The 24967-nt window shown below is 44.2% G+C and carries 22 protein-coding genes and 1 pseudogene; 14 read left to right on the top strand and 9 right to left on the bottom strand.

The window, feature by feature from the left end:
* Window positions 1-3: 3 nt before the first annotated feature.
* Window positions 4-900, top strand: a complete 897-nt coding sequence (locus tag BIZ39_RS04370; RefSeq protein ID WP_080986391.1) for a hydroxymethylglutaryl-CoA lyase — start codon at window positions 4-6, stop codon at window positions 898-900.
* Window positions 901-1222: 322 nt separating this feature from the next.
* On the top strand, window positions 1223-2200 hold the full coding sequence (locus tag BIZ39_RS04365) for a transposase (protein ID WP_316248222.1): 978 nt from the start codon (window positions 1223-1225) through the stop codon (window positions 2198-2200).
* A gap of 6 nt (window positions 2201-2206) precedes the next feature.
* Here BIZ39_RS04365 and BIZ39_RS04360 read toward each other — a convergent pair whose 3' ends face one another.
* Together BIZ39_RS04360 and BIZ39_RS04355 are read right to left on the bottom strand one after the other, a co-directional pair.
* Complete coding sequence (locus tag BIZ39_RS04360; RefSeq protein WP_187446442.1) at window positions 2207-3361, bottom strand: MFS transporter; 1155 nt, start codon at window positions 3359-3361, stop codon at window positions 2207-2209.
* 76 nt (window positions 3362-3437) lie between these two features.
* Complete coding sequence (locus tag BIZ39_RS04355) at window positions 3438-3971, bottom strand: SRPBCC family protein (protein ID WP_014976267.1); 534 nt, start codon at window positions 3969-3971, stop codon at window positions 3438-3440.
* Between the two features lie 763 nt (window positions 3972-4734).
* On the opposite strand from BIZ39_RS04355, the gene glgC reads away from it, so the two are divergent.
* A complete protein-coding gene (gene glgC / locus BIZ39_RS04350; RefSeq protein ID WP_014976266.1) occupies window positions 4735-6021 on the top strand; it encodes a glucose-1-phosphate adenylyltransferase in 1287 nt (428 codons plus the stop codon).
* A 69-nt stretch (window positions 6022-6090) separates the two neighbouring features.
* On the opposite strand, the gene BIZ39_RS04345 is transcribed toward glgC, so the two are convergent.
* Window positions 6091-6903: an alpha/beta fold hydrolase gene (locus BIZ39_RS04345; RefSeq protein WP_049586509.1), complete on the bottom strand. Its 813-nt coding sequence runs from the start codon at window positions 6901-6903 to the stop codon at window positions 6091-6093.
* 71 nt (window positions 6904-6974) lie between these two features.
* Window positions 6975-8297 (bottom strand): spinster family MFS transporter, encoded by a 1323-nt coding sequence (locus BIZ39_RS04340; RefSeq protein ID WP_049586506.1) that lies wholly within the window; start codon window positions 8295-8297, stop codon window positions 6975-6977.
* A gap of 169 nt (window positions 8298-8466) precedes the next feature.
* On the opposite strand from BIZ39_RS04340, the gene BIZ39_RS04335 reads away from it, so the two are divergent.
* On the top strand, window positions 8467-9282 hold the full coding sequence (locus tag BIZ39_RS04335) for an acyl-CoA thioesterase (RefSeq protein WP_039229981.1): 816 nt from the start codon (window positions 8467-8469) through the stop codon (window positions 9280-9282).
* 39 nt (window positions 9283-9321) lie between these two features.
* Here the strand turns inward: BIZ39_RS04335 and BIZ39_RS04330 are convergent, their stop codons facing one another.
* Entirely contained in the window at window positions 9322-10167 is an 846-nt protein-coding gene (locus tag BIZ39_RS04330; protein WP_014976262.1) for an HDOD domain-containing protein, read from the bottom strand.
* A gap of 489 nt (window positions 10168-10656) precedes the next feature.
* Between BIZ39_RS04330 and BIZ39_RS04325 the strand changes: the two genes are divergently transcribed.
* Complete coding sequence (locus BIZ39_RS04325; RefSeq protein ID WP_187446441.1) at window positions 10657-11946, top strand: glycosyltransferase; 1290 nt, start codon at window positions 10657-10659, stop codon at window positions 11944-11946.
* A 21-nt stretch (window positions 11947-11967) separates the two neighbouring features.
* Here the strand turns inward: BIZ39_RS04325 and BIZ39_RS04320 are convergent, their stop codons facing one another.
* Both BIZ39_RS04320 and BIZ39_RS04315 read right to left on the bottom strand, forming a co-directional pair.
* Complete coding sequence (locus tag BIZ39_RS04320; RefSeq protein ID WP_187446440.1) at window positions 11968-12360, bottom strand: SufE family protein; 393 nt, start codon at window positions 12358-12360, stop codon at window positions 11968-11970.
* A 16-nt stretch (window positions 12361-12376) separates the two neighbouring features.
* The gene (locus tag BIZ39_RS04315) at window positions 12377-12772 is read right to left on the bottom strand and encodes a DUF2750 domain-containing protein (RefSeq protein ID WP_039227089.1); all 396 of its coding nucleotides are present in this window, start codon (window positions 12770-12772) and stop codon (window positions 12377-12379) included.
* 420 nt (window positions 12773-13192) lie between these two features.
* On the opposite strand from BIZ39_RS04315, the gene BIZ39_RS04310 reads away from it, so the two are divergent.
* The 5 genes and pseudogenes from BIZ39_RS04310 to BIZ39_RS04290 all read left to right on the top strand — a co-directional run.
* Entirely contained in the window at window positions 13193-13912 is a 720-nt protein-coding gene (locus tag BIZ39_RS04310; RefSeq protein ID WP_187446439.1) for a hypothetical protein, read from the top strand.
* 182 nt (window positions 13913-14094) lie between these two features.
* Window positions 14095-14904, top strand: a complete 810-nt coding sequence (xthA, locus tag BIZ39_RS04305; protein WP_187446438.1) for an exodeoxyribonuclease III — start codon at window positions 14095-14097, stop codon at window positions 14902-14904.
* A 43-nt stretch (window positions 14905-14947) separates the two neighbouring features.
* Window positions 14948-15589: an energy-coupling factor ABC transporter permease gene (locus BIZ39_RS04300; protein WP_049586496.1), complete on the top strand. Its 642-nt coding sequence runs from the start codon at window positions 14948-14950 to the stop codon at window positions 15587-15589.
* Between the two features lie 168 nt (window positions 15590-15757).
* Window positions 15758-15931, top strand: coding sequence for a hypothetical protein (locus BIZ39_RS22160; RefSeq protein WP_230962248.1), 174 nt, complete (start codon window positions 15758-15760; stop codon window positions 15929-15931).
* Between the two features lie 149 nt (window positions 15932-16080).
* Window positions 16081-16242 (top strand): annotated as a pseudogene (locus BIZ39_RS04290) (two-component sensor histidine kinase); the annotation flags it as partial.
* A gap of 24 nt (window positions 16243-16266) precedes the next feature.
* On the opposite strand, the gene BIZ39_RS04285 reads toward BIZ39_RS04290, so the two are convergent.
* Both BIZ39_RS04285 and BIZ39_RS04280 read right to left on the bottom strand, forming a co-directional pair.
* Window positions 16267-16830, bottom strand: a complete 564-nt coding sequence (locus tag BIZ39_RS04285) for a phosphoribosyltransferase (protein ID WP_014949139.1) — start codon at window positions 16828-16830, stop codon at window positions 16267-16269.
* Window positions 16831-16907: 77 nt separating this feature from the next.
* Window positions 16908-18218, bottom strand: a complete 1311-nt coding sequence (locus tag BIZ39_RS04280; protein WP_187446437.1) for a lipoprotein-releasing ABC transporter permease subunit — start codon at window positions 18216-18218, stop codon at window positions 16908-16910.
* 192 nt (window positions 18219-18410) lie between these two features.
* Here BIZ39_RS04280 and BIZ39_RS04275 point away from each other — a divergent pair, with 192 nt between their 5' ends.
* The 4 genes from BIZ39_RS04275 to BIZ39_RS04260 all read left to right on the top strand — a co-directional run bounded on the left by BIZ39_RS04275 (window position 18411) and on the right by BIZ39_RS04260 (window position 24920).
* Window positions 18411-19013: a PilZ domain-containing protein gene (locus BIZ39_RS04275; protein ID WP_039227099.1), complete on the top strand. Its 603-nt coding sequence runs from the start codon at window positions 18411-18413 to the stop codon at window positions 19011-19013.
* Between the two features lie 58 nt (window positions 19014-19071).
* On the top strand, window positions 19072-22569 hold the full coding sequence (gene mfd / locus BIZ39_RS04270; protein ID WP_187446436.1) for a transcription-repair coupling factor: 3498 nt from the start codon (window positions 19072-19074) through the stop codon (window positions 22567-22569).
* Between the two features lies 1 nt (window position 22570).
* Window positions 22571-24322: a CsiV family protein gene (locus BIZ39_RS04265; protein ID WP_187446435.1), complete on the top strand. Its 1752-nt coding sequence runs from the start codon at window positions 22571-22573 to the stop codon at window positions 24320-24322.
* Window positions 24323-24404: 82 nt separating this feature from the next.
* Window positions 24405-24920 carry a cob(I)yrinic acid a,c-diamide adenosyltransferase gene (locus BIZ39_RS04260; protein ID WP_187446434.1) on the top strand — a complete coding sequence of 172 codons (516 nt, stop codon included), beginning with the start codon at window positions 24405-24407 and terminating at the stop codon, window positions 24918-24920.
* Window positions 24921-24967: the final 47 nt, after the last annotated feature.

The raw sequence follows: 24967 nt of genomic DNA, 5'->3' as shown, positions 1-24967 counted from the left end.
GTGATGTTTCCTAAAGAAGTGAGTATTGTTGAAGTAGGTCCTCGAGATGGCCTTCAGAATGAAAAGCAGGCCTTAAGCGCCGAACAAAAGATTGAACTTATTCAACTTCTTTCTAAAACTGGCCTTAACCGTATCGAAGCAGGAAGCTTTGTATCACCCAAATGGGTGCCCCAAATGGCAAACTCGGATGCGGTTTTTAAGGCGCTTAGCCCCGAAGACAAGATTCATTATTCTGCATTGACACCCAACCTTAAGGGCTTGGAAACAGCCATTGAAGCGGGTGCGAAAGAGGTTGCAGTATTCGGTGCTGCCTCTGAGTCCTTTTCACAAAAGAACATTAACTGCTCTATAAGCGAGAGCTTAAAGCGTTTCGAGGCTGTGTTTGACCTGGCAAGCGAAAGCAAAATCAAAGTGAGGGGCTACGTTTCATGTGTAATGGGGTGTCCTTATGAAGGTGAAATTTCACCTAGTGCCGTTACACAGGTGAGTAAGGAACTTATTGACATGGGGTGTTACGAAGTATCCCTTGGCGATACTATCGGCGTAGGCACACCAATGTCTACAAGACTACTATTAGATGAAGTATTGAAAGAGATTAATGTCAGCAAAGTTGCCGCCCATTTTCATGATACTTATGGACAAGCGCTAGTGAATTTATACACTGCCCTTGGATACGGCATCTCATCAATTGATTCAGCTGTTGCAGGACTTGGAGGCTGCCCGTATGCCAAAGGAGCAAGTGGAAATGTTGCAACGGAAGACGTCCTATATATGTTGAACGGTATGGGTATATCAACAGGTATAGAAATGACGAAATTGTTAAAAGCGTCTTCTTACATTTCAGAACTTTTAGGCCGCTCTCCCGTGTCGAAAGCAGCTAATGCGCTTCTAGCAAAATAAAAAACTGATGGGGGGATGCGGCAATGCGCCCCCTCTACCCTCTAAGAAAGACACCCACCCTAATTGTGAAGTTTCACGTAAAATCACCGTTTATGTAATGGATGTCTTTATAAGTTTATCGGCACAAACTCATAAATACATTCTTTCACGCTCAGCAAGTTAGCTTTGCATTGGATGTCTCTTCAAATATTCATTACTTTTCAGCGAAAAGTCTTACGTTGGGTGTCTCTTCTAGAACAAAACAAGTCCATCGGTCAGGTCACAACTGAATATTCACAATGCTAAGGTCACACAATGACTAATTACCTTGCATTTATCTAACATGGCTCAAAGCAGAAAATCCCTCATTAGTTTAAAAGATACACCCTACTATCATTGTATATCTCGCTGCGTGCGCCGTAGCTACCTCTGCGGGTACGACCGAAACAATAGAGTTAGTTACGAGCATCGAAAATCGTGGGTAGAACAACGGCTGTTATTTTTGAGCCGGGTATTCGCGATAGATATTTGTGCTTACGCTGTTATGAGTAACCATGTCCATATCGTTTTATGCGTGAATAAAGAGGCAGCGCTCTCATGGTCATTACAAACTGTGTTACATCAATGGCATAAAATGCACAAAGGAACCGTACTTACTCAAAAGTTTATGAAGGGCGAGATCTTGAGCGAAAGTGAGTGTGAGACAGTTAAAAGTACTGCTGATGTGTATAGAAAAAGGCTCTACGACATAAGCTGGTTTATGAGAAATTTAAACGAGTATATTGCGAGAAAAGCAAACGAAGAGGACGATTGTACTGGCAGATTTTGGGAAGGTCGCTTCCGTTCACAAGCATTGCTAACAGAAAAAGCCCTACTGTCATGTATGGCATATGTTGACTTAAACCCTATACGCGCAAAGGTCGCAACGGGCTTACAAGACTCATATCACACAAGCATTAATAAAAGATTGAACACGAGTATTTCACAAAACAAGACAATAAAAGGGTTAATGCCATTAAAGAGCCACCAACGATGTAGAAACACTCGCGGCTTAGATTTCACATTGAATGACTATTGCGATCTTCTTAACCAGTCAATCCAACTGTTGCGCAACACCGATTCGATAGCCGCTCAAACGAGACCCATTCAACATGTAAAACCTCTTGGTGTATGCCAACATCATTGGCATCACATTATCAGTGATTTCGAAAACGTGTTTTCAGTCGCGGCAGGAGACGGTTCATCTATGCGGAAGTTCCAAGCAAATACTAAAAGAAAACGAATGGCCAAAATATCTTCGGCAGCGATATGCTTTGACTAAACCATTCTACTTCTCGTCAGGTAAGATAACAGTAATGATAATTGCCAGTAACAGCATACCAGCCATAATATAAACCACTGAAAAGGTTAAAACAGGGGTTAATGCAGCGTAAAGTGCACCGAATGCTAATAAAATCATACCTATAGCCGTGTTTGAGAAGCCAACCAGCTCTGTTCTTTCATGGCCTTCTTTAACATCTAAACTATATGTTTTCCGTCCGGTTCTTACGCCAGCATGGGATACCGATAACAAGAAAAACAACAGTGCAGAGGTTACAATCGTCGTCGTTTGCAATGTAAGCAAACCAATGCATGAAATTATTGCGAGTACCCCTGAAATTTGGAGTGTTAACTTTGCGCTTTTGTCTGCAATCTTTCCCCAAATTATTGATGATAAAAGAGCAGCAATTGCTTCGGCTCCTATATAAATAGGAAGCAGCTCTTTTACATCTCCATTTTTTTCTATCATAAAATAAGGCGCAACCAAGGCTGAGTGAACGAAAAGCCCTCTTACCAAAATGAATTTGTAAACCGTGGCGTCGAAGTCAATACTAAACGCTTTCTCCTCTTTATCACCCACATCTACCGTCGTTTTAACAGGCCATACACATATAAGGGTCAAAACAAATGATAAAAGACTCCCGCACAAGACTATCAGCAGCACGTTCGAAGAAAGAGAGCCGTCGTAAATTGTCAAAGGTATAGCGATAACAAGGGTGACCATGCCTGAAACGGTAGATGCAATTCCGATTAGGTTACCCCGCTCTCCTTTCTTAGCTACGTCAGCCTCCATATCTTTCACGGTAAGAGAACAGGCAGAGCGACCCAGGCTCAAGAAGACAAGGGAAATAAGTATCAAGGTACCCGCCAAGCCCCCTGAAAATAAAATGGCCGCGATCAGCATACAGAAAACTGAAAGCGTTTGTGTGAGCATACCGACACGCCAAACCAAGTGCCGCTGAGTATGTTTTCGAAGATAAATGCTAATAAGTACTTGAGGCAGAAGCGCGCCCGACTCTCTAATTGGAACCAGCCAGCCTATCATCCAAACTGGTGCGCCGATGCTAATAAGAAGTGCGGTCAAGGTTGTTTTAGCAGAGATCAGTAGGTCGGCTAGTTTATTAAGCGAAAGGCCTGTAATAAGTAATTTTTTTTGTTTCATGGAAGGTAAGCATGCACCGCAATTCGATTGAACATATACGGTGCACTTATTCAGTCAGATCAGAAAGTTGTATGCCCTACCCAGCGTTTTCGGCGAGTATTTTGAGATTTTCTAGACCCATTTCGAAATCAGGACCAATCATGCTGTCCATCATCAAAGCAAAATATTTGTTTATTGGGTTATTATCTACCGAGCCTTCATCTCTCCAGGTTACAAGAGAACCATTTTCTGTGGGCTCAATTTCTACGACGCCCGATGAACCCATGTCAAAATCGGGAAAATATAATCGGTACATCACACGTCTGTTATGCTCTAGTTGCGTAATCTCCATTTCTCCATTTCCCTCGGTTTCACTTAACCACTCGGAACGCATCCCAATAGCTCTATCAGGCCCTGAATAATCAAGTTTCATATCAGGATCACGCTTGAACCATACGCCCCATTTCTTCCACTCTTTCAAATCAACGACATAGGGATATATTTCTGATGGCTGAGCATCAATATTAATTGTTCTTTCAACGCTGTAATCTTTAGGAATAAAAAAGCTTGTTGCGACAAATAATACGATAACAACACCTACGACCATTAAGAGTTTTTTTAACGCTCCCATCTGAGACTCCATAAAAGAATTGACCCTTCAAATATAACATTTAATTAACATTTGTCACTTAAAGATCTTTCTTGCTCATTTTACTGTTAGATAGACACCCATTCCGTCATGTTTAACGCAGTTGAAAGCAAATTTATACTCAAAATAACTATTATGAGCCTTCTCTTTCGCGTTACCGAGAAAGGACACTCGGCAATAAAACCTTATGATGCATGAAGTAACCACTTCGTTTATCGAGCAAAGTGTAGACTAACTTTCTACAGTTTAAAAATGGGTGTCTACACAGTGACTTGCTTTGATCGAGGGCTTTTCTGGATGCGCATGATGAAATTGAGTTGTGTGTCTCGCTAACTTTTTTATCGTCAAATTTACTAAGTAACCAACTCATAGTAGCGATGGGTGTCATGCTAAAATTTTAATTCAAGAAGCCTATTCCAGTTTAAGAATAAGAGATAGGGGTGGGTGTCTTTGTAAGAGCAACGGTTGAATGCCATTGGATGAGATTAAGGGAATTAGGATGGGTGTCTCTGTAAGGGCGAGAGCCCCCCAACCTACAATTTTTTAAAAACTTTTACCATTTCATCACAAAGCATGAAAATCGCGCTGTCATTCTAAATTATCTTGTGTAATATGGATTTAGGTTATCAAGAAAGCCTGTTCAATCAGGCCTATCATGCATAGCGCAGTCAATCGCAACACTTCGTTTTCTTTTTATATTTCTATCGATACACAGTTGTCGCTTTATTACAGGAGTTTATAGGAAATGGCAGATCAAAGTTCTCGTTACATCAGTAACCTTACCCGCGATACATATGCGCTCATCCTCGCGGGTGGTAAAGGTTCTAGACTACACGAGCTCACTAATTGGCGAGCCAAACCGGCACTTTATTTCGGCGGTAAATTTAGAATTATCGATTTCCCGCTATCAAATTGTGTTAATTCAGGTATCCGTCGAATAGGCGTGGTTACCCAATACAAGTCGCATTCTCTTATTCGTCACTTGGTTCGCGGTTGGGGTCATTTCAAAAAAGAACTTGGCGAATCTGTAGAAATCCTACCCGCTTCTCAACGTTTCTCCGACAGTTGGTATGAAGGAACCGCAGACGCGGTCTTCCAAAACATAGATATCATTCGTGATGAGCTTCCAAAATATGTCATGATCCTTTCAGGCGACCACATCTACCGCATGGACTACGGTGATATGTTGGCCAAGCACAAAGAGTCTGGTGCCAAAATGACGGTTTCATGTATGTCGGTGCCCTTGGAAGAAGCTGCAGGTGCGTTTGGCGTTATGTCGGTTGATGAAAACTATCGTATTAACGGATTTGAAGAGAAGCCAGCTAACCCGACTCCACTTCCTAATGACCCAACGCGCTGCTTAGCATCTATGGGCAATTACGTGTTTGATACAGAGTTTTTATTCGAGCAATTACGTGTTGATGCTGAAAATATGGGCTCTCAGCGAGACTTTGGTAAAGACATCATTCCATCAATCATCGCCGACCACCCAGTATACGCCTATCCTTTTGAGAAAAGTGGCGGAGACAACGCCTATTGGCGCGATGTAGGTACTATCGACTCATTTTGGGAAGCCAATATGGAAATGGTTGCTCCTGTACCTCAATTGAACCTCTACGATAGAAAATGGCCTATATGGACATACCAAGAGCAACTGCCACCAGCAAAGTTTGTTTGGGAAGACCACGACAGACGTGGTGAAGCGATTAACTCCGTAGTTTCTGGGGGCTGTATAATTTCAGGCTCTACACTTCGTTCATCTATTTGCTTTTCCAACGTACGCGTACATTCCTATGGCCTTATTGAAGACGCCGTAATTCTTCCTGATGTGGAAATTAAACGCCATTGCAAGCTGAAAAAGGTGATTATTGATCGAGGTTGTGTCATTCCTGAAGGCACTACAATTGGTTACGATCACGAGCAAGACAAGGCACGTGGATTCCGCGTATCTGAAAAAGGCGTGGTACTGGTGACGCGAGAAATGTTAGGTCAGCCCGTAGGTGGACTAAGCAAGCCTAGAAAGCATGACTAACTCATTTATCCTAATGTTATGGCGAGATTGATTTTGGCGTTAAAACGCTTAAATCAATCTCCGTAATATTTAATTCGCCTCATTACTCCACTGCGTTAATGTACGCTCAATAAAGCTCGCTACCTGCTCAGGGTGTTCTAGTGGAAACATATGCCCACCATCGAGCACGCTATGCTCAATAGCATTATGCGTCAGAAGCCGCGAGTACATTTCTGGCTTACACACGTTACTTTTGCTTCCAGTCGCCAATACGGCCGGACACTTAAGCTTTCCTTTATATTTACCCAAATTGTGCGGAACATTGCGAAACAAATCTGCTTCTACTTCTGCACGAAATGTGAGTGAAATATTGTCCCCCTTCAAGGCGGTTACAGATTTTACATAATCGCGCACGCATCGTTTATCCATATCCCTAAACAATGCTTTGCTGTGAAAGTACGCCACCATATCAGTATTGCTTGGCCAGCTGGTCTTGCGTGTTTGCGCGAGTTTCGCTGGCGTTAGCTTGTTAATTAACGGCGTGTGTTTCGCGAATTTAAAAAAGTAACTTAACGGGCCAACAACAAGTGGCGGATCGAATAAAATAATGCCTCTGAACAGCTCTGGCGCCTCGCATGCCGCCATGTAGGTAATTACAGCACCAAATGAATGCCCAATACCATACACGCCTCGCGGATCCTTGTTCTCTTTTTTTATATGCTTGATGAGTTCTTGAACTTGATTGCGCCAGTTACCATTCACTGGAAGCTGAGGATCGTGTCCAAAGCGCTCAACATGAAGACGATGAAAGTGATCAGGTAACGCTGAAAACATCGCACTATAACTACCTGCGGGAAATCCATTTGCATGGGCAAAATGAAAACTCAACTCTGACGACGTCACCAAAACACTCCTTTATACTCAAACAACAAAGGGGCTTTAAATCAGCCCCTTAGCATGAAAGTTCGATAATACTATAAGCCTCTGGCTTCTGCCATTTCCCAATCTTTTACAATCTTCGTGCTCGTCCATAAGAACACGGCAATAGAAAGCGCGTAAGGAACTACCAGGTAGATGAGTGCCTGTCTCAATGCCTCCGTCTCGCCTAAAGATGGCACCAATGCTTGGCTAATAATACCCGTCAGCGTTGGGCCACCGCCCAGCGCAATGATGTTCAATACGAAGAAGAACAACGCTGTCGACATGGCTCTTACGTTTATTGGAGCTAGTGTCTGTGCCATCGCAAAACTTGGCCCTAGGTATGAACCACTGGTGAATAACAACAGCGCCATGAGCCCTACTGATAGCCACAAATCTTGCACTTGTAACGATGCATAAAATGCCGGCACACCAATAATAAGTGCGATAGCGGGCAATAACGCATAAGCTTTTTTATTGTGCTTACCCCATCTATCAGCAATGTAGCCTCCTAGCCATACACCGAGCGCATAGGCGGTGCCATTGATAATGCCAAAAACGATTAGCAACTGTGTAATATCTAAACCCGCAAAGGCGCGAACGTAGTAATCAATTACCCATGTCGATATGGCATAGTTACCGAATGATCCAAAGGAAATACCCAGTGCCATTCCCCACCACGTCGGAATTTTCAGTAACATCTTGAGCGACGACTTTACACTCGGCTTATTCGCATCATCTGCGCTTGGTAAAGAGACCGTTCTGGCAGGTTCCTTGATCGTGAGCTTAAGCAAAATAGCCAGTAACACCCCTGGAATACCTACGCTGTACATTACCGTTCGCCAGTCGGCAGAGCCGCCCTGTAAAAAGAACGCTGATGCAAAAAACGCAAGCATGACGCCAAAAGGAATACCTAAAGAGTATATTGCGAGCGCGCCCGCGCGTTTTTCTTTAGGGAATAAGTCAGAAATAATACTGTGGGACGGTGGACTACCACCCGCTTCACCAATGCCGACACCAATACGTGCTATGGCAAGCTGCATGTAATTGGCAGCTAACCCAGATGCAGCGGTAAATCCACTCCAAAGCGTTAGAGAGATCGCAATGATATTAACGCGGCTGTACCTGTCGGCAAGCCATGCAATTGGGATCCCCATCACGGTATAAAGTAGCGCAAAGTAGATGCCTTTAAGCCACCCAAGTTGGGCATCATCTAACCCCAAATCGGCTTTGATAAAAGGAGATAGAATCCCAATGATTTGCCTGTCTATAAAGTTAAAGGCATACACCAAGGTTAATATGAATAGAACGTAATTCCGGTAACTTCTAGATGCTCCTGCTTCTGCAGCGGGAATACCTTCAACGTGAGTATGGGCCATAACAGTCCTTTTGAGTGACAATAGCCCAGTCTATGCATTAGGCAAAAAAATAAACAACTAATTGTTACTTATTTGTTAACATAACGAAAATTTCTAACTGAGGCTTTTCGTTCTATAGCGCTTAAGGTACGATGACAAACACTTAACTCATCAGACCAGACAAGCAAATATGACAGTAGATGAATTGCTCAATATTCCTCAATTATCTCAAACTTCGGAAAACACATGGAAAGTTGATGGACTAGTTATCCCTAAGACGTGGGGACAGGGACGAACTGCGTTTGGAGGAATTTCTGCCGGTATGCTTTACACCGCAGTAAAGCAGCAAGTCACTGATAACCGTGTGCTGCGCTCTTTTACCACCAACTTTGTCGGTCCCCTATCTCTTGAAGCGCCTTTTTCTATCGAAGTAACGCTACTTAGAACAGGGAAAAATGTCTCTCAGTTCACCGCTCATGCTATTCAAGACGGCAAAAGCTGTGTTTTTTCGCAAGCCTGTTTTGGTGTTGCGCGTCAGTCAGGTATTCAAGTTGAGAATACAGATACACACGACATGCCTCAGCCGAATAAAGCAAAGTTCATCCCGCAAATACCTAAAGTTACGCCTAAATTCTTACGCTATTTTGATTTGGCAATTGAAGATGGCGGCATTCCATTTACGCGCAGAAAAACCAGCCATTATCACGGCTTTATGCGCTTCAAGCAGCCCCCCGAAGCCATCACTGATGCACATATCATTACTATGATCGACGCATGGCCACCTACACTTTTACAAATGATGAAGCTTCCGGCACCAGCCAGTACAGTAAGTTGGAACTTGGAATTTATCCATCCTCACAAGCCGGTAAGCCCGACAGACTGGTTTGCTTATAAAGCTCACACAAGACAAGCTGCAGATGGTTATGGCCATACTGAAGCGACGATTTGGGATAAGGATAATGAAGTGATTGCCATCAGTAGGCAAACCGTAGCGATTTTCGACTGATCGCTACGGCATTTCGAAAAGCACGTTAAAAACGTTACGTTAATACAGCATAAACGCGTTAGGGTTAAACAGGGAAATTACCGAAATACACTGCAGGTTGGTTATATCTAGCGCGTCTTCTAAATCTTCGCGATTAAGCGACAATGCCTCATGCAATTCTGGCTTTAAGTTGTGATAACTCGGGTAGATCTCAGGGTTAACGTTATCGAGTGCCAACACATAGGAGAGTTGTAGAATCTTCTCATCTGTAGAAGCAGACTCCTCCTCTTCTTTGTGGATACTGGCAATTGGCGTATAAATAGAGCTTGGAATATCCCACTTTTCAATTAATCTTGCCGATAATTCCGCATACGTGAACCCTAGCACTCCAAATTGAAGTTCAGCAGGACTTACTCTGGTGTTGAATGCCTGACAACGGGTTGCCGACTCAGGCAAAACCGAAACGGTTACCAGCTCGCCTATGTTGTGAAGCAGCCCCGAAACAAAGAGTCGCTCAGGCTCACGAATATTGCGCATATCGGCAAAGTATTTTGCCAGGAGACCGCACGATACACTTTGCTCCCAAAACTTGTCGAGATCGATACGTTGACCGTCTACATCACTGAATGCTTGGCTTACGCCATAAGCCAGTGCCAAGTCGTAAGTGGAGCGGGTCCCCACTACCTGGATGGCTCTTGTGACGGTGTCTATTTTATTAGGAAAACGATAGAGCGCTGAGTTTGCTACTCTTAGCAATTGCGTTGCCAATGACGGATCGAAAGCAATAATATCGCCGATGTCGTCAATGCTTGAAGCTTCATCATCCATACAAGCTTTAAGTCGAGTTACCGAATCAGGTAAAACAAAGAGGTTTTCCGCTTTCGAAACTAATTCATCTAAATTCATTCGTGCACTCTCTTTCATGCCGCCTTTGTCAATATAGCGTTGAAGGCACCTCCATTCGCCTTGTGTCCATTAAGGTATAGGCACAAAAATGTAGTTGGTCAATAAGTATCAACTAGTAAAAAAGTATGATTTCTTTACTAATCATTAAGTTAACCTGAATCCTTCATAAGCCTTGATACCGCGGGGCTCATTTTCAATTTGAAAATCTTGCTTTACGCTGAACATCAACAATCCACGTAACGCCGCTGATACGCACTACCCTCGTATATTCAGCGCGTCTCTCGAAGGCCTGTATTATAGCTTTTTGCCTCTTTTTACATACTAATAATTCTAATACACAGAAAAACTTAGGGTAATTACCCATAACAATTAGATTTTCTAAGGAACACTTGCTTTTGTAATGACCAATTCAAATTTATGGTAGTATTTGCATACTATTCACTATGCCCTTGATGGCATAATTCTTAAAGCAAAAGTTGTAATCCATCCATGTTAAATGTCGCTGTTATCGGTTATGTGTGGCCTGAGCCAAATTCTTCGGCCGCGGGCCAAAATATGTTAGCTATTATTAAGCGTTGCTTATCTGCCGATTTCAATGTGACATTTCTGACCGCTGCCACCGATAGCGACCATAAAGAAGACCTTACAACATTAGGCGTTGATGTGCATTCTGTGGCACTGAATTGCAGTTCTTTTAATAGCAAAATGGCGCATATAAAGCCTGACGTTGTTATATTCGACCGCTACATGACAGAAGAGCAATTTTCTTGGCGAGTAAAAGAAGCGTGCCCAAATGCACTTCGAGTTTTAAATACTGAAGATTTGCACAGCCTGCGTCAGGCAAGGCACGAAGCGGTAAAACAGGACAATGATGCTCGCCTTGCTCAGTTAAATAGCGAATTGGCGCAAAGAGAAGTTGCAGCAATACTAAGAAGCGACCTTACATTAATAATTTCAAAGCGAGAAATGGCGCTTTTAACGGAACACTACGGTGTACCTAGAGCGCAGCTCCAATACCACCCTCTAGTTGTAGGAAAAACGCCCCCCATCACGCTTCCGTTTGAGGAAAGAGCGCACTTTGTTCATATTGGAAACTTTCGCCATGCGCCTAATTGGGACGCGGTCCTGCAACTTAAGCAAAGCATATGGCCTGAGATAAGAAAAGCGCTACCCAAAGCAGAATTGCACATATACGGCGCTTACCCGCCTAAAAAGGCCACCCAACTGCACAACGAAAAACAAGGCTTTTTGGTAAAAGGTTGGGCCGAAAATGTGGAGTCTATAATGTTGAGCGCAAAGGTGCTGATTGCTCCTTTACGATTTGGCGCAGGCATTAAAGGCAAGCTGATTGATGCGATGCGCTGCGCTACTCCTAGTATCACCACGTGGATAGGCGCAGAAGGTATCACCTCAACCGATTCAATCACTGCTAATAGCAATGTACAGGAAATCGATGAGCCAAAGCAGCTAGCGCAATGGCCTGGTGCGCTTTGTAGCGCGAATACAACTGACGCAGCGGTTATTCAAGACTACGTAGAACAAGCTGTGGCACTTCACAATGATAAGTCTTCGTGGGATAGCGCTAGTAGCTTAACGGCATCAATACTTAGCTCATTTGAAAGCGAACTGCCCGAAGTGCCGTTAATTGAAAGAATCATTGGTTTAAAACAGTCGCTCAAGACGCATAGAAACGGTTTATTTATGCAAAGCTTGTTGTGGCATCAAACACTGACAGCGAGCAAGTACATGAGCCAGTGGATTGAAGCAAAAAACAAATAACGGCAGCCACCAGTTTAGCGGCTAGATGCCCTTTAATTTAGCTATTACAGATTTAATCCCGTTTCCACGGGACTGACTTAAGTAGCGTTCCAGCTGACAGCGAGACAAATATCTCTCAAAGTCGAATTCACTGCGCTGCTGCGGGGTTAACTCGTTTGCTTTTTCTAACAATACTGCAAGCACGCCGCGGATCACTTTGCTAGGCGAGTAAGCCATCAAACTGCCTTGTTCGTCAGAAGTTGCGAGCCATACCGGGCTTTCACACCCTTCTACTTCTGTTTCAGCCAAACGTTTTTCTGCTGGAAGCGAGACAAGCGATTTACCCGCAAGCATCAGTGTACGAGTAAAATCGTCCCACCCTTTCGCGTTAGCCAAAGATGAAGCCAGAGGAAGCAAAGTTTCGAGAGAACTCATGATCTCTATACCTTGCTTAATTTCCGCTAAGCTCTGAGGCTAAGTCATCTGCAGTCATAACTAGGTTTTCAACATCACTCGTGGTGGGGAACATAACTAGCTCAACGCCATTCTTATCGAGGCCTGGCAACCAAGTTTGCATAAACTCATCGAGTGTAATATTCACGCATTGGCCTTCAATTTCGTTTATATCTACAAACTTTTGAGCTAAATCGTGATGCGGGAATACTGGTAGCTGAACGCTTTCACCACCTTCAAACATCACAAAACCTTCACTACCTTGCACCATCCAAATTTCATTTGCTTTTGCAATGTAGCTCACTACAAGCTCTTGTCGGTCTTCTGCACTCAGCTTCATCGCTTGCTCGATAACCGCATCACTCAATTTGTCTGCAACTGTTTCTGGAAACACGTTATTTCACCTATCTCAAATTTTGCGGCAAGTATACCTTCCCCAGTAATGGGCGCAATGCAATAAGCGTTAAAAAAGCCCCTTCGGCTAATACACTTACAAAGACACCCATCCGTAGCGCTTCTTACCCACCAAAAACTTTGTTAAGAAGACACCCAAGTTTAGCCCTGAAATTACGGGAATCATCTCTCTATCACACTTACAAAGACACCCATCCGTAGCTCTTCTTCATCATCAAACACACTATTAAGAAGCCCCCCAGTTTAGCCCTGAAATTACGGGAATCATCTCCCAACTGTAACTCGAACAGCCATTACATTATTAACATTGACATTTTTCGCCCGTTACGAAGACACCCATGATAAAGTTAGAGCAAATCATCCAACGCTGTGAAAGCTTAAACGCAAAGACCTTTACCTCATGCGCAATCTATTTACTGCTTTTAAGCAAGACACCCATGCCAACCACGCTATCTTGGAAAATACCTTTCCCTTCTCGATGTACCACAAAGATAGTGAGTTTAACCATGAGGCCTATCTTGCCATCCTTAACATTATGAGGGTGTTTCACCAAACAACAGCAGAAACCGTAAAACAGGCTGCACTTCAGACCCCTTCCCTTAGCCGCATCGCCTCAATGCTCAATAGCGAAGTTGTTCTACTAGCCCTTAACAATGACACCCACGCGTTGTCGTCCACAACACTGTCGACTCAACCGCGTTACAAAGACACTCATGCCAAGCTCGAATCTACTACAAGAATAAAAAACAAAGATGAGCCAATCTTAAACACCCAGGCTATCGCACAGTTAACTCCTTGCTCCAATTCAACCACCAGCCATGCCATTGCAGCCATTTATGTATGGTTGGGCTCATCAATGGGCGCCAACATTATTGTTAGGCGGTTAGAAGCTATGACGTTAGATATTCCTACCGAGTATTATCAAGCGATGGCGGGATGTGCCAAAGAATGGGTGTCTTTCAAACAAGAAGTAGAAACACTCTTACCCGAGCTCGGCCTAGATAATGAAAGCTTTGTTGAGAACGCGGTGCAAGACGCAAATGCTTGGTTTGAGTTTTTGATTTCACTCGGCAAGCACACGGCACCGAATGACACTCCCTACCATGAGGCAAACGTGTGATTAATGGATGGCTAAATTTATGCTAATGACGAGATTTTAATACACAGCGATTTCACCATTAACTATAAATAAACTTAATCTAGCCAATCGACTGAATGCATTAATATAGTGGCAAAACGTCGTTAAGCGGCCGTGCAGTTTCTGGTAAACTCTAGCCAAATTCGAAGCAACCACTAAAAAGCATGAAAGTAATCTCATTTAATATAAACGGTATTCGCGCTCGTCTACATCAACTTCAGGCGGTTATCGACGCACACCAACCCGATATCATTGGCTTACAGGAAATTAAAGTTCACAACGAACAGTTTCCGGTAGAAGCCGTTGAGGCCATGGGCTATCACGTTTATTTCCACGGACAAAAGAGCCATTACGGCGTTGCTTTTTTGGCGAAGAAAGAGCCGCTTTCTGTGTCGATGGGTTTCCCAACAGATGACGAAGACGCCCAACGTCGCATGATTATTTTAAAAACCACCGATGATGCTGGCGAGCCCGTTACCGTTCTAAATGGTTACTTTCCTCAAGGCGAAAACGAAAAGCATGAAACCAAGTACCCAGCTAAGCGTAAGTTCTACAAAGACTTAATGACTTATTTAGATGATAACCACACACCAGATGACAACGTAATTGTTATGGGCGATGTCAACATCTCTCATACAGACTTGGACATTGGCATTGGTGAAGACAACCGCAAACGTTGGCTGAAAACTGGAAAATGCAGCTTCTTGCCGGAAGAGCGTGAGTGGTTGAACACAGTAATTGACTGGGGCTTTGAAGATAGTTTTCGAACACTCAATCCAGAGACAAACGACAGGTTCTCATGGTTCGATTACCGCTCAAAAGGATTCAACGATAATCGTGGCCTTCGCATAGATTTGATTTTGGCAACAAAACCGCTTCATGCAAAACTACATGACGCCGGTATTGATTATGAGCTGAGAGGCATCGAAAAGCCGTCTGATCACGCGCCTATTTGGGCTGAGTATAAAGGGTAAACAGTACTAAATACTGCTCCCCGCCATTAACTAAGGAGTAAAAGTGAGTTCACTACAACTGTTAGCATTACTGATTTACGGTGTATTTTTACTCGGTGCGGTCAGGCATGTGGACTTTACTCATTTTGCGAGTAACAAGCAGCAGCAACACCTTATTTTTGGTACTGCTGCTTCGCTTTTCGTTCTCTGGTTGTTTAAAGCAGGCATCTTCGAGGGCCTAGATGTTCATTTTTTAGGCCTTTCAGTTTTGACATTAATGCTCGGCTTTAGAAACGCTATTATTGCATCGTTTATCGCGCTACTAGGCGCAAATGCAGTCGGCTACGGAAGTTGGGAAAACTTTGGCGTTAACGGGCTACTCGGCACCGTTCTACCCATTGGCATAACCTATCTATTTTATATGCTTTCTTTTCACCGTATTCCTCGACAACTTTTCGTGTACATTTTTGTCTGTGCATTTTTCCCTGCCGCTCTTTCTATTGCATTAAAGACGCTAACGCTCGGCGCATTTTATTACATTGAAGGTACATATACTTGGGACATCATTTTTGACAACTATGTTTTGCTTATACCACTTTTGGTCTTTCCTGAAGCTCTGTTAAACGGTATGGCGATAACGCTTTTAGTGATCTACCAGCCAACGTGGGTTTATACCTTTCACGACAAGTTTTACCTCGATAATTAAGTTCTCTTCAACACAGTTACTGTAACTCGTGTAACTCATCAACTAATGTTTAATAAGCTTTTCCTAATTTCAATCTATTATTAAAGAGTATGGTTGAGTGGTAAAAGCCGAATCTATATACAAACATTTTCGTTGGAGTGTAACGACGCATCTAGTATGGCGTCCGAAATGGATAGGTTATTCAGTGAAAATAAACCTTCACTTGTTATTGGTTACGGCAATGCAGACTTACCTTTTAATGAGCTTCAATATGGCCTTAGTGCGTTTACCGCTCCTTCATTCATTTCCAGTTCTTGTTTAGGAGCACTACTTTGCGACGGCAGTACCGTTGACGCGGGGTGACAATTAGCGCTTTTTTGTGTGAATAACGATGGTGGAGCCTATGGCGTTGGACGTGCAGACGCCTCCTGCTGCTGCGCCTTTGAAGATGGCGCCATCGCATTACAAAATGCGCTAAACAATGCGGGAAGACCTAAGACACTGGATTAGGACTTTATATCTCGTTTCCCATCGTTGAAGCGATGGGGGGAACCATTAGCGTGGAAAGTGAAGTAAACGTGGGCACCACATTTACCCTATCTTTTCCAACAAAGTTGGAAGATAAAAAAACCGCACAAGCGTGCGGTTTAAATACGTTTGACAGCAACTCCTAGTCGCTTATATCAAGCAATTACTCACTACTTTTTGAACAAAATGTCCATAACGTCAGCCAGCTCGCCTTTGCCTTCACGGATTTCTTCTTCCGACAACCCCGCAATTTCGTGAGGGAAAACCAGCCATTCATCACTTTCGTTAACGTAATAATCTGGCACGATGTCTGTTGTGTTGTTTTGCGGCTTGTACCACGGACATGCAATGCGAATATCTTTAGGCATGTTCAAGCGCATTAGTTTGTTAATTTGCTTAATAAGTGCATCTACACTGCGGCCTGAATCGAAAACATCATCAACAATCAACAACTTGTCATCAGCATTCGCATTTTCTACCAAGTAGTGTAATCCGTGCACACGGATCTCTTTCGATTGTTTGTTTATTCCGTAGTAAGACGATGTACGTACTGCGATATGGTCGGTTGACGTATTCTTAAATTCAAAGAATTCTTGAACCGCGATACCAATGGGAGCACCACCACGCCAGATACCAATAATAAAGTCAGGGCGAAAGCCGTCTTCATACACCTTTGCCGCTAGGCGAAAGGAATCCTGTAGAAGCGATTGCGAGGTGATAAAATTCTTATTCATGACGTCTCACTGGGCAAAATTTAAAAGACCGCGAGTATAGTGAATTTTGCACTAACTTGCACGGTAAATTCAGCGATTTATTCGTTTTGGAGCGCTTGCGAAGGTGCAATTTTCATCGCTTTGCGCGCTGGATAAACACTGGCTAAAACACACAGTAGCAAAGACAGCAAAGCAATGCCTGCAATTTGTACAACGTCCATTTCAATTGGCAGCCCTCTACCGTCTGCCGCTAAGGCTAACGGCGACCCGATAAGATCCAAAATGTTATTTAATTGGAGTGTAATCACCACGCCTAATACTAGACCGATGCCAGCGCCTTTAATGCCGTTAAACAAACCGTTTAACACAAAAATCCACATTACTGAACTGGGTAACATACCTTGAGTTTGGAGTACTGCGATATCGCCTTGTTTTTCCGTTACCACCATTACCAGTGCCGAAACGATATTAAATGCCGCCACCGCGATAATAAGCAGCAACATGAGTGTCATCATGTTCTTCTCCATCTTGACGGCATCAAATAGCGGCCCCTGACGCTCACGCCAAGTCTTCATATTATTTACAGAGACACCCACCCTATCGGTGAGCGCGCTAACAACTGCTTGATAGTTAAAAGCGTCATTTAAAAAGAGTCGAAGCGATTGTTCGCTACCTTTAGGATCTCGCATTAAGCGGTTCACATCCTTAAGGTTCATATACATCACTTTGTCATCCATCTGCGAGCCCATATCGAAGACACCCACCACGGTTACAAGCCGTTGACTTGGCATTCTTCCAAACGGTGTATACACACTTGCGCCTGCCACCATAACCCGCAATCGGTCTCCAACACGCGCTTCAAGTTTAATGGCAAGTGAGCGCCCAATAATGGCAGCAAAACTCCCCTCAGTTAAATCGCTAAATCGCCCCTGCTCCATGTGACTTGCTACCAAAGTGTGTTCAATCATTACTTCAGGTTGAACACCGTGAACCTGAACACCACGCAAGTCCGAGCGAGACTGCACTACTGCTTCAGCTTCCCTGTAAGCCATAGTGGCAACAACGCCTTCGATGGGTGTCTTGCTAATTTCTTTCAAAGTAACTGTCTGCGTTTTTTCTGCAGTTTGCGTGGGTGTCTCTGTAATTGCGTTTTCGTTGGATGTCCTGCTAGGATTCTCGCTTATGATGGGTGTCTTTGTAATTTCAATATGAGGGACAATGCCTAATATGCGCTGTTTTAGTTGACCTTCTAGGCCGTTCATAACAGACACAACGATAATCAGCGCCATCAATCCCAGTGCAATACCCGCCACTGAAAATCGATTAATAAATGAAACAAAACTGGTTTGGCTTGCTTTGTTAGACTTGGCATAACGATAAGCAATGAATGCAGAAAGAGGATAAAACATAGCGCCTTGCTTTTCAGTAATACGGTAATCTGCCTTATGTTTAGCTATGCTTAATGAATGAGAAATTCAGATAAGTAGCCCAAAGACGAGATGACGGGTTAACCCCAAAATAGTAAAGTGAGTATACTACGTGTGAACGGTATACTACTTATAAGTTACTAACTGCACAAGAATTAGTGGCAGAGGAATGATGTGAGCGAACTTAGCCTAGAACAAAAAAAAGCCCAATTCGATGAATATTTTTCTATCGCACATCGCATAAACGCCAATATGCGCCCGTTAGGTGAAGACGAAGTAGTGCCTGATGAAGAGAACTTAGAGGAGTCGATGCCGTATGCATTTCGCATTGCCAGCGAAATGGCCGCTATCGAAGCGCAAGCAATTCGTCCGCTTCGCAACTTAAGTGACCACGCTGAGTCGCTGGCTGACTACTTAAACCATCAGTCTCGAAAAATCGATTTGATGATGTCGTTCGTTTTGCACCAGCAAGACGAGCCAGAGTTCCGCTTCAAAACAGTCAAACTGGGTGGTGGCGGTGTCATTATTGAGTCAAAAGAAGCATTGGATGTGGGCGCCAAAGCGGAACTTAAACTTTTCTTAGATGCCGAAGCAGCAGCAATATTTTGTTTTGGCGAAGTAATTACTTGCGAGCAAGTAGAAGACCGTTACCATATCGCCTTTATTTTTAACACCATTCGAGAGCAAGATCAGGAGCTTTTAGTTCGCGCTAGCTTGCATATTCAAACGCAACAGCTAAGAAAGCGGGCAAAAGAAAAAAAAGCGGGATCTGAATAGACCCTAACATCAGTATATAAGCCGTAAAACTCATCTTGCACTTAAAAAACAGGACGTCATGACAGCCACTTTATTATCGCTTCCATTACCTGGGCCTAAAAAAGAAGCCTCATCACAAGATCACAAACACTGGGGCCAACTTCAAGGCAGCAGTGCCGCACTATGTATCAGCCAAGCACTCAGCCAATACAAAGGCCCTATTGTACTGATTACCGCCGATACACCCTCGGCAATGAAGCTCGAAAAAGAAATAGCCTTCTTCTTAAGCGATAATATAAAGCATACACCTATTACTTTGTTCCCAGATTGGGAAACACTGCCCTACGATTCGTTTTCGCCCCATCAAGACATTGTTTCTCAGCGATTAGAAACCCTATTCCGCTTTACACAGCAAGGCGAAGGCATATTCATAGTGCCTGTTAACACGTTAATGCAGCGTTTAGCCTCTACCGATTATTTAGCAAAGTATTTGCTTATGCTAAACAAGGGCGACACCTTAGATAGAGATCAGTTCAGACGCAATCTCGAGCAAGCCGGTTACCTGCATGTTAGTCAGGTAATGAGCCACAGCGAATTCTCGGTGCGCGGCAGCATCATCGACCTTTTTCCGATGGGAAGCGACCAGCCATTTCGAATAGACTTGTTTGATGACGAAATCGACTCCATTCGCTATTTCGATACTGAAACCCAACGCTCTGGCGAGGCTGTTAACGAAATTCGCTTGCTACCAGCACGAGAATTTCCTACAGACAAAGAGGCAATCACGCTTTTCCGCCAGCAGTTTTTAGAAAAGTTCGACGCAAACAATGCATCTGAAAGCGTATTTTCTCAGGTAAGCAAGGGCACCATGCCAAGCGGTGTGGAATATTATCTTCCCCTCTTCTTTGAAAAAACCGCTACGCTTTTTGACTATCTTCACCCTAAAAGCCTGCTATTACTTCACGGTGATGTGCAAGACGCCAGCGAGTTTTTCTGGGCCGACGTACAAGAACGTTACGAGCAGTATCGTTATAACTTAGCCCGTCCACTGCTTGCACCAGACGAGCTGTTTTTACCTATAAATGAGCTATTTGGTGCCATAAAACAGTGGCCACGTGCATCCCTTTCCAGCAAGGCACTTGAAGAAAAACAAGGTACTAGCAACCTTCAATGCGAAAAGCTTGACGACATTGCGATTAACTCGCAGAAAAAAGTACCTGCTGAACGACTTATTAAAACGGTAAATCACGCCACTGACAACGGGGCTAAGGTACTGTTTTGTGCTGAGACCCAAGGTCGCCGAGAGGGTTTGCTAACCGTACTCGCAAAAGCGGGCATCAAGCCAAAGATTGTTGATAGCTTTAGCGATTTTATCGCAAGCCACGACGCCATTGGCATTACCGTGGGTATGGTTGATAACAGTTTCCGCTGGCAAACTCAGGAAGGCGAGCTGTTATTCATTACCGAAACCGAACTATTAGGGCAGAAAGTAAGTCAGCGCCGCCTTCGCGATAAACGCACCGCCACCGACGAAAGTGCAATTATCCGTAACCTGGCGGAACTTTCTATCGGTCAGCCTGTGGTGCATCTCGACCACGGTGTTGGCCGTTATTTAGGCCTTCAAACATTGGACGCGGGCGGCGTAGCAACCGAATATTTGTGCATCGAGTATGCCAAGCAATCTAAGCTTTACGTGCCTGTGGCCTCGCTTCACTTAATTTCACGCTACACCGGTGGCGATGTCGACAGCGCGCCAGTAAGCGCCCTAGGTTCTGACGCATGGACAAAAGCCAAGCAAAAAGCCGCTGAAAAAGTTCGTGACGTGGCCGCTGAGCTTTTAGATGTATATGCCCGCCGCGCAGCCAAGCCAGGTTTTGCGTATAAAATTAACTGGGACGACTACCAAGCGTTCTCAGACAGCTTCCCCTTTGAAGAAACACCCGACCAAGCCCAAGCCATTGCTGCGGTTATGCACGACATGGGCAGTCCATCGGCTATGGATCGCCTCGTTTGCGGTGACGTAGGTTTCGGTAAAACCGAAGTTGCCATGCGCGCGGCATTCCTTGCAGCTAATGCTGGTAAACAGGTGGCTATTTTGGTGCCCACTACCCTACTTGCGCAGCAACATTACGAGAACTTCAAAGACCGTTTCGCGGCATGGCCGTTTGAAATTGAAGTCATGAGCCGTTTTGTCAGCGGTAAAGCGCAAAAATCTGTGGTTGAGCGGATCGGCGAAGGCAAAGTAGATATCGTAGTAGGCACACATAAACTGCTGTCTAGCGATATTAAATATAAAGACTTAGGCCTTGTGATCATCGACGAAGAACATCGCTTTGGCGTGCGTCAAAAAGAGAAACTTAAGTCATTACGTGCCGATGTTGATATCCTTACCCTTACGGCAACGCCTATTCCTCGTACGCTTAACATGGCGTTATCAGGCATGCGCGACTTATCGATTATTGCCACAGCCCCGGCTCGTCGTTTATCAATTAAGACTTTTGTGCAGCAGCGTAATAAAGCCGTTATTCGCGAAGCCATTATGCGTGAGATACTGCGCGGTGGTCAGGTTTACTTCCTTCACAACGAAGTGGATAGCATTGCACGAACGGCTGAAGAAATCGCTGAAATCGTTCCCGAAGCCCGTATTGCAGTGGGTCACGGCCAAATGCGCGAGCGTGAACTTGAAGGCGTAATGAGCGACTTCTACCACCAGCGCTACAACGTACTTGTGTGTACTACCATCATTGAAACAGGTATCGACGTACCAAGTGCGAATACCATTATTATGGATAGAGCCGACCATTTAGGTTTAGCGCAGCTGCACCAGCTTCGTGGTCGTGTGGGTCGCTCGCATCACCAAGCGTACGCCTACTTATTAACGCCTCATCCAAAGCGCATGACCAAAGATGCAGTAAAACGTTTAGAAGCAATATCGCAGCTTGAGGATTTAGGTGCAGGTTTTGCGCTTGCTACCCACGATTTAGAAATTCGTGGTGCCGGTGAGCTGTTAGGCGATGACCAATCGGGGCAAATAGCGAGTATTGGTTTCAGTTTGTATATGGATATGCTCGATAAAGCCGTTAACGCCCTTAAAGAAGGTAGAGAGCCGTCATTAGACGACGCGACCTCGGGCCATACCGAAGTTGAACTGCGTATTCCAGCCCTATTGCCTGAAGACTATATTGCCGACGTTAACACTCGCCTATCGCTATATAAGCGTCTGGCAAGCTGTACGTCGCAAGACGACATTGATGAATTCCAGGTAGAATGTATTGACCGCTTTGGTCTATTGCCAGAGCCAGCTAAAAACTTGATAGAAGTGGCTGAAATTAAACTAAAAGCCCAGGCGTTAGGCATTCTAAAAGTAGACTTGTCGGCCCAAGGCGGTACCATAGAGTTTAAAGAAACCACTAAGGTTAACCCAGGCTATATTATTAGTTTGGTGCAAACCAAACCAAACACCTTTAAGTTTGAAGGAAGCCAAAAACTGCGTTTGGTGAAAAAGACCGAAACAGCTAAAGAGCGCATCGCGTTTATTAGCGATATTATTGCCGATTTTGCAAAGGAGTCGCGGTAACATGAAGTTATCTCGCTGGTGCCCGTTAGTTGCATCAATAAGCGCCGTTTTCTTAACGACAATTTCAACTACAGCTAACGCTAATGACAACTGGTGGTTCGATGTGGAAGTTATTGCGTTTAAGCGCAACGTGGCACTAACTGAGTTAGAAGAGCAGTTTTCTTTGGCTGACAACTTGTCAGCCCCTCGCGCTCAGGCAGACATCATAAGCGATATCATTTCGCCTGATATAAGCTATCTAAAACAAGGGTTAGCCGTTTGCGGCGCTGAAACATCAGTTAAGTGGCCTAGCAACGGACTATTGAGCGTGCCCGCAAAGGATGTAGATTTCTTGTCGCTGTCTAAAGATAACAGTTCGCAGTACGGTGACATGTCTCCTAACTCTTACTATGAAGAAGCGGGCTATGGATATAATGAAACATCTGGTTTAACAGCCAATGAGCCATCTCCTACACCAGACGTAGCGAGTCAGGCACAAAGCGAAACCATTAATGGCGATGAGTATGGCGCTTCTTATTCTTCAACAGACTCCGACTATAGCGATAGCCTTGACTACTCAAATGAGGGGTTCATCACTGACGACGTCACACCCGCTCCTGATGCTGCAACCATCGCCAGCTATTGGACGTCTTTCTTCGGCGTAAAAGATTCCTCACCTGTCACGGTGCCTGTATTTAAATACTGTGAAGAAGCGAAGCCATGGCTTAGTGCTGAGGTAACCAATGCACTTAACGTTATTGTTCCAAGCGACAACGAACTAATCTCAGGCGTTTCGACAAGCGAGAGCAAGTCTAGAAGCAGCGCGCTTCAACCTGTAATCGTATGGAAGGTGAATCAGCCGGATAATAGGCTACCCGCTCCAGCAAGTTTACCTATTATCATTGAAGGGCACGACTGGCCGCTTGCTTCAAAAGCGCATCTGCTTACCAGTAATCAGCAAGCACTGTCTTCAATTTCTCGCCAAATACGTTCTAATCGCGAGCTAGAGCGTTTGTTCCACGCAACCTGGCGTCAGCCAGTTATGTTTGGTAAGAACAAAGCTTTCAACGTGCGTCTTTATGGTGGGCAAAACTACGCGCAGCAGTTTGACTTGAACGGTGATATGCGAGCTCCAAAACACGTTGATAATGTAAACAGTGAAACTGACGATTCCGCTCCAGAGTTTGGTTACGGCTCCACCGCCGCTCTTACTGTTAATGATGCTTATAAAAACACATCGAGCACAGATGAAAACAGCCTAAGTGATGTAAGTACTGCTTTTGAAGCTGATAAAACTGCAGCGCTAGGCACTGATCAATTTATTGCTGTTTCAGATATTTTTGCCGATTTGAACCGCCGTTTGTCAAACCCACAGGCTATAGAGTATGGCGCATTTAAAGCGCTTGATACGCCGATGATTGTAGAGCAAGGTGAAGATGACGCTATAGATGCTTCGTTAAGAACACCTATTTGGGAAATTGACGGCACTATCAAAGTATTTCTTAAATATATCAACCGCGTACCTTACCTTCATGTTGATAGTGAGATGTTTTATCGCCAGCCGGTGCCACTCAGCTACTTCAGCAGTGAAGATGATAGCTCTGGCAATGCCGCTAAGCCCCGTATGGCACCATCAACAGAATACAAGCTGGTTTCAGTTCCGTTAGCTGAGCAAAGACGTGTAATCAGTACGCAACTGCATTATTTCGACCACCCGCTGTTTGGTTTTGTAGTACAAATTCGTCGCTACAACCGCCCTGACGTTAGCGAGTGATTTGAGTAAACGCTTAGTGTAAGTGCTTTGGTTTTAAATACGAAAAACAACATTTGCGATTGATAGAGAGATTTAGGTTTTTATGAAGATTTACACTCGCACTGGTGATAAGGGCAGCACGCAAATTTACGCTGACAAGGCCGTACGTGTAGATAAGGATGATTTAGTAGTACAAAGCTACGGCGATATGGACGAACTTAATAGCCACATCGGGCTACTCGCAGCGCATGTTACTGACAAACATAAGCCAATGCTCCAGGACATTCAGCGCAACCTGTTTCAAGCTGGCTTTGCTATTTCAGCAAGCTCAACGCTGACGCAAACTGATATTGAGAACCTAGAAAGCCTTATAGACAATATTACCCGTCAAATGCCGCCTAATACGTCGTTTGTGCTGCCCGGCGGATGTAAGGCTGCTGCGCAAGCTCATGTTTGTCGCGCTGTATGCCGCCGAGCTGAACGTGCTGTCATTAGCCTATCTAAACATTATGACGTGCCAGAAGTGGTACATGCTTATTTAAATCGTCTGAGCGATTTTCTCTTCACTTTCGCGCGATTTATGAATGTAGAAGCTGGCGCAGACGAAGTACCAGTATAAGCAAACGGCATTAAAAAACAGAAAATGAAAAACGGTAGTTATAAAAA

It is taken from the genome of Alteromonas sp. BZK5, from assembly GCF_014349115.1.
Classification (GTDB): Bacteria; Pseudomonadota; Gammaproteobacteria; order Enterobacterales; family Alteromonadaceae; genus Alteromonas; species Alteromonas macleodii.
This window is presented reverse-complemented; position numbering and strand designations above follow the sequence as displayed.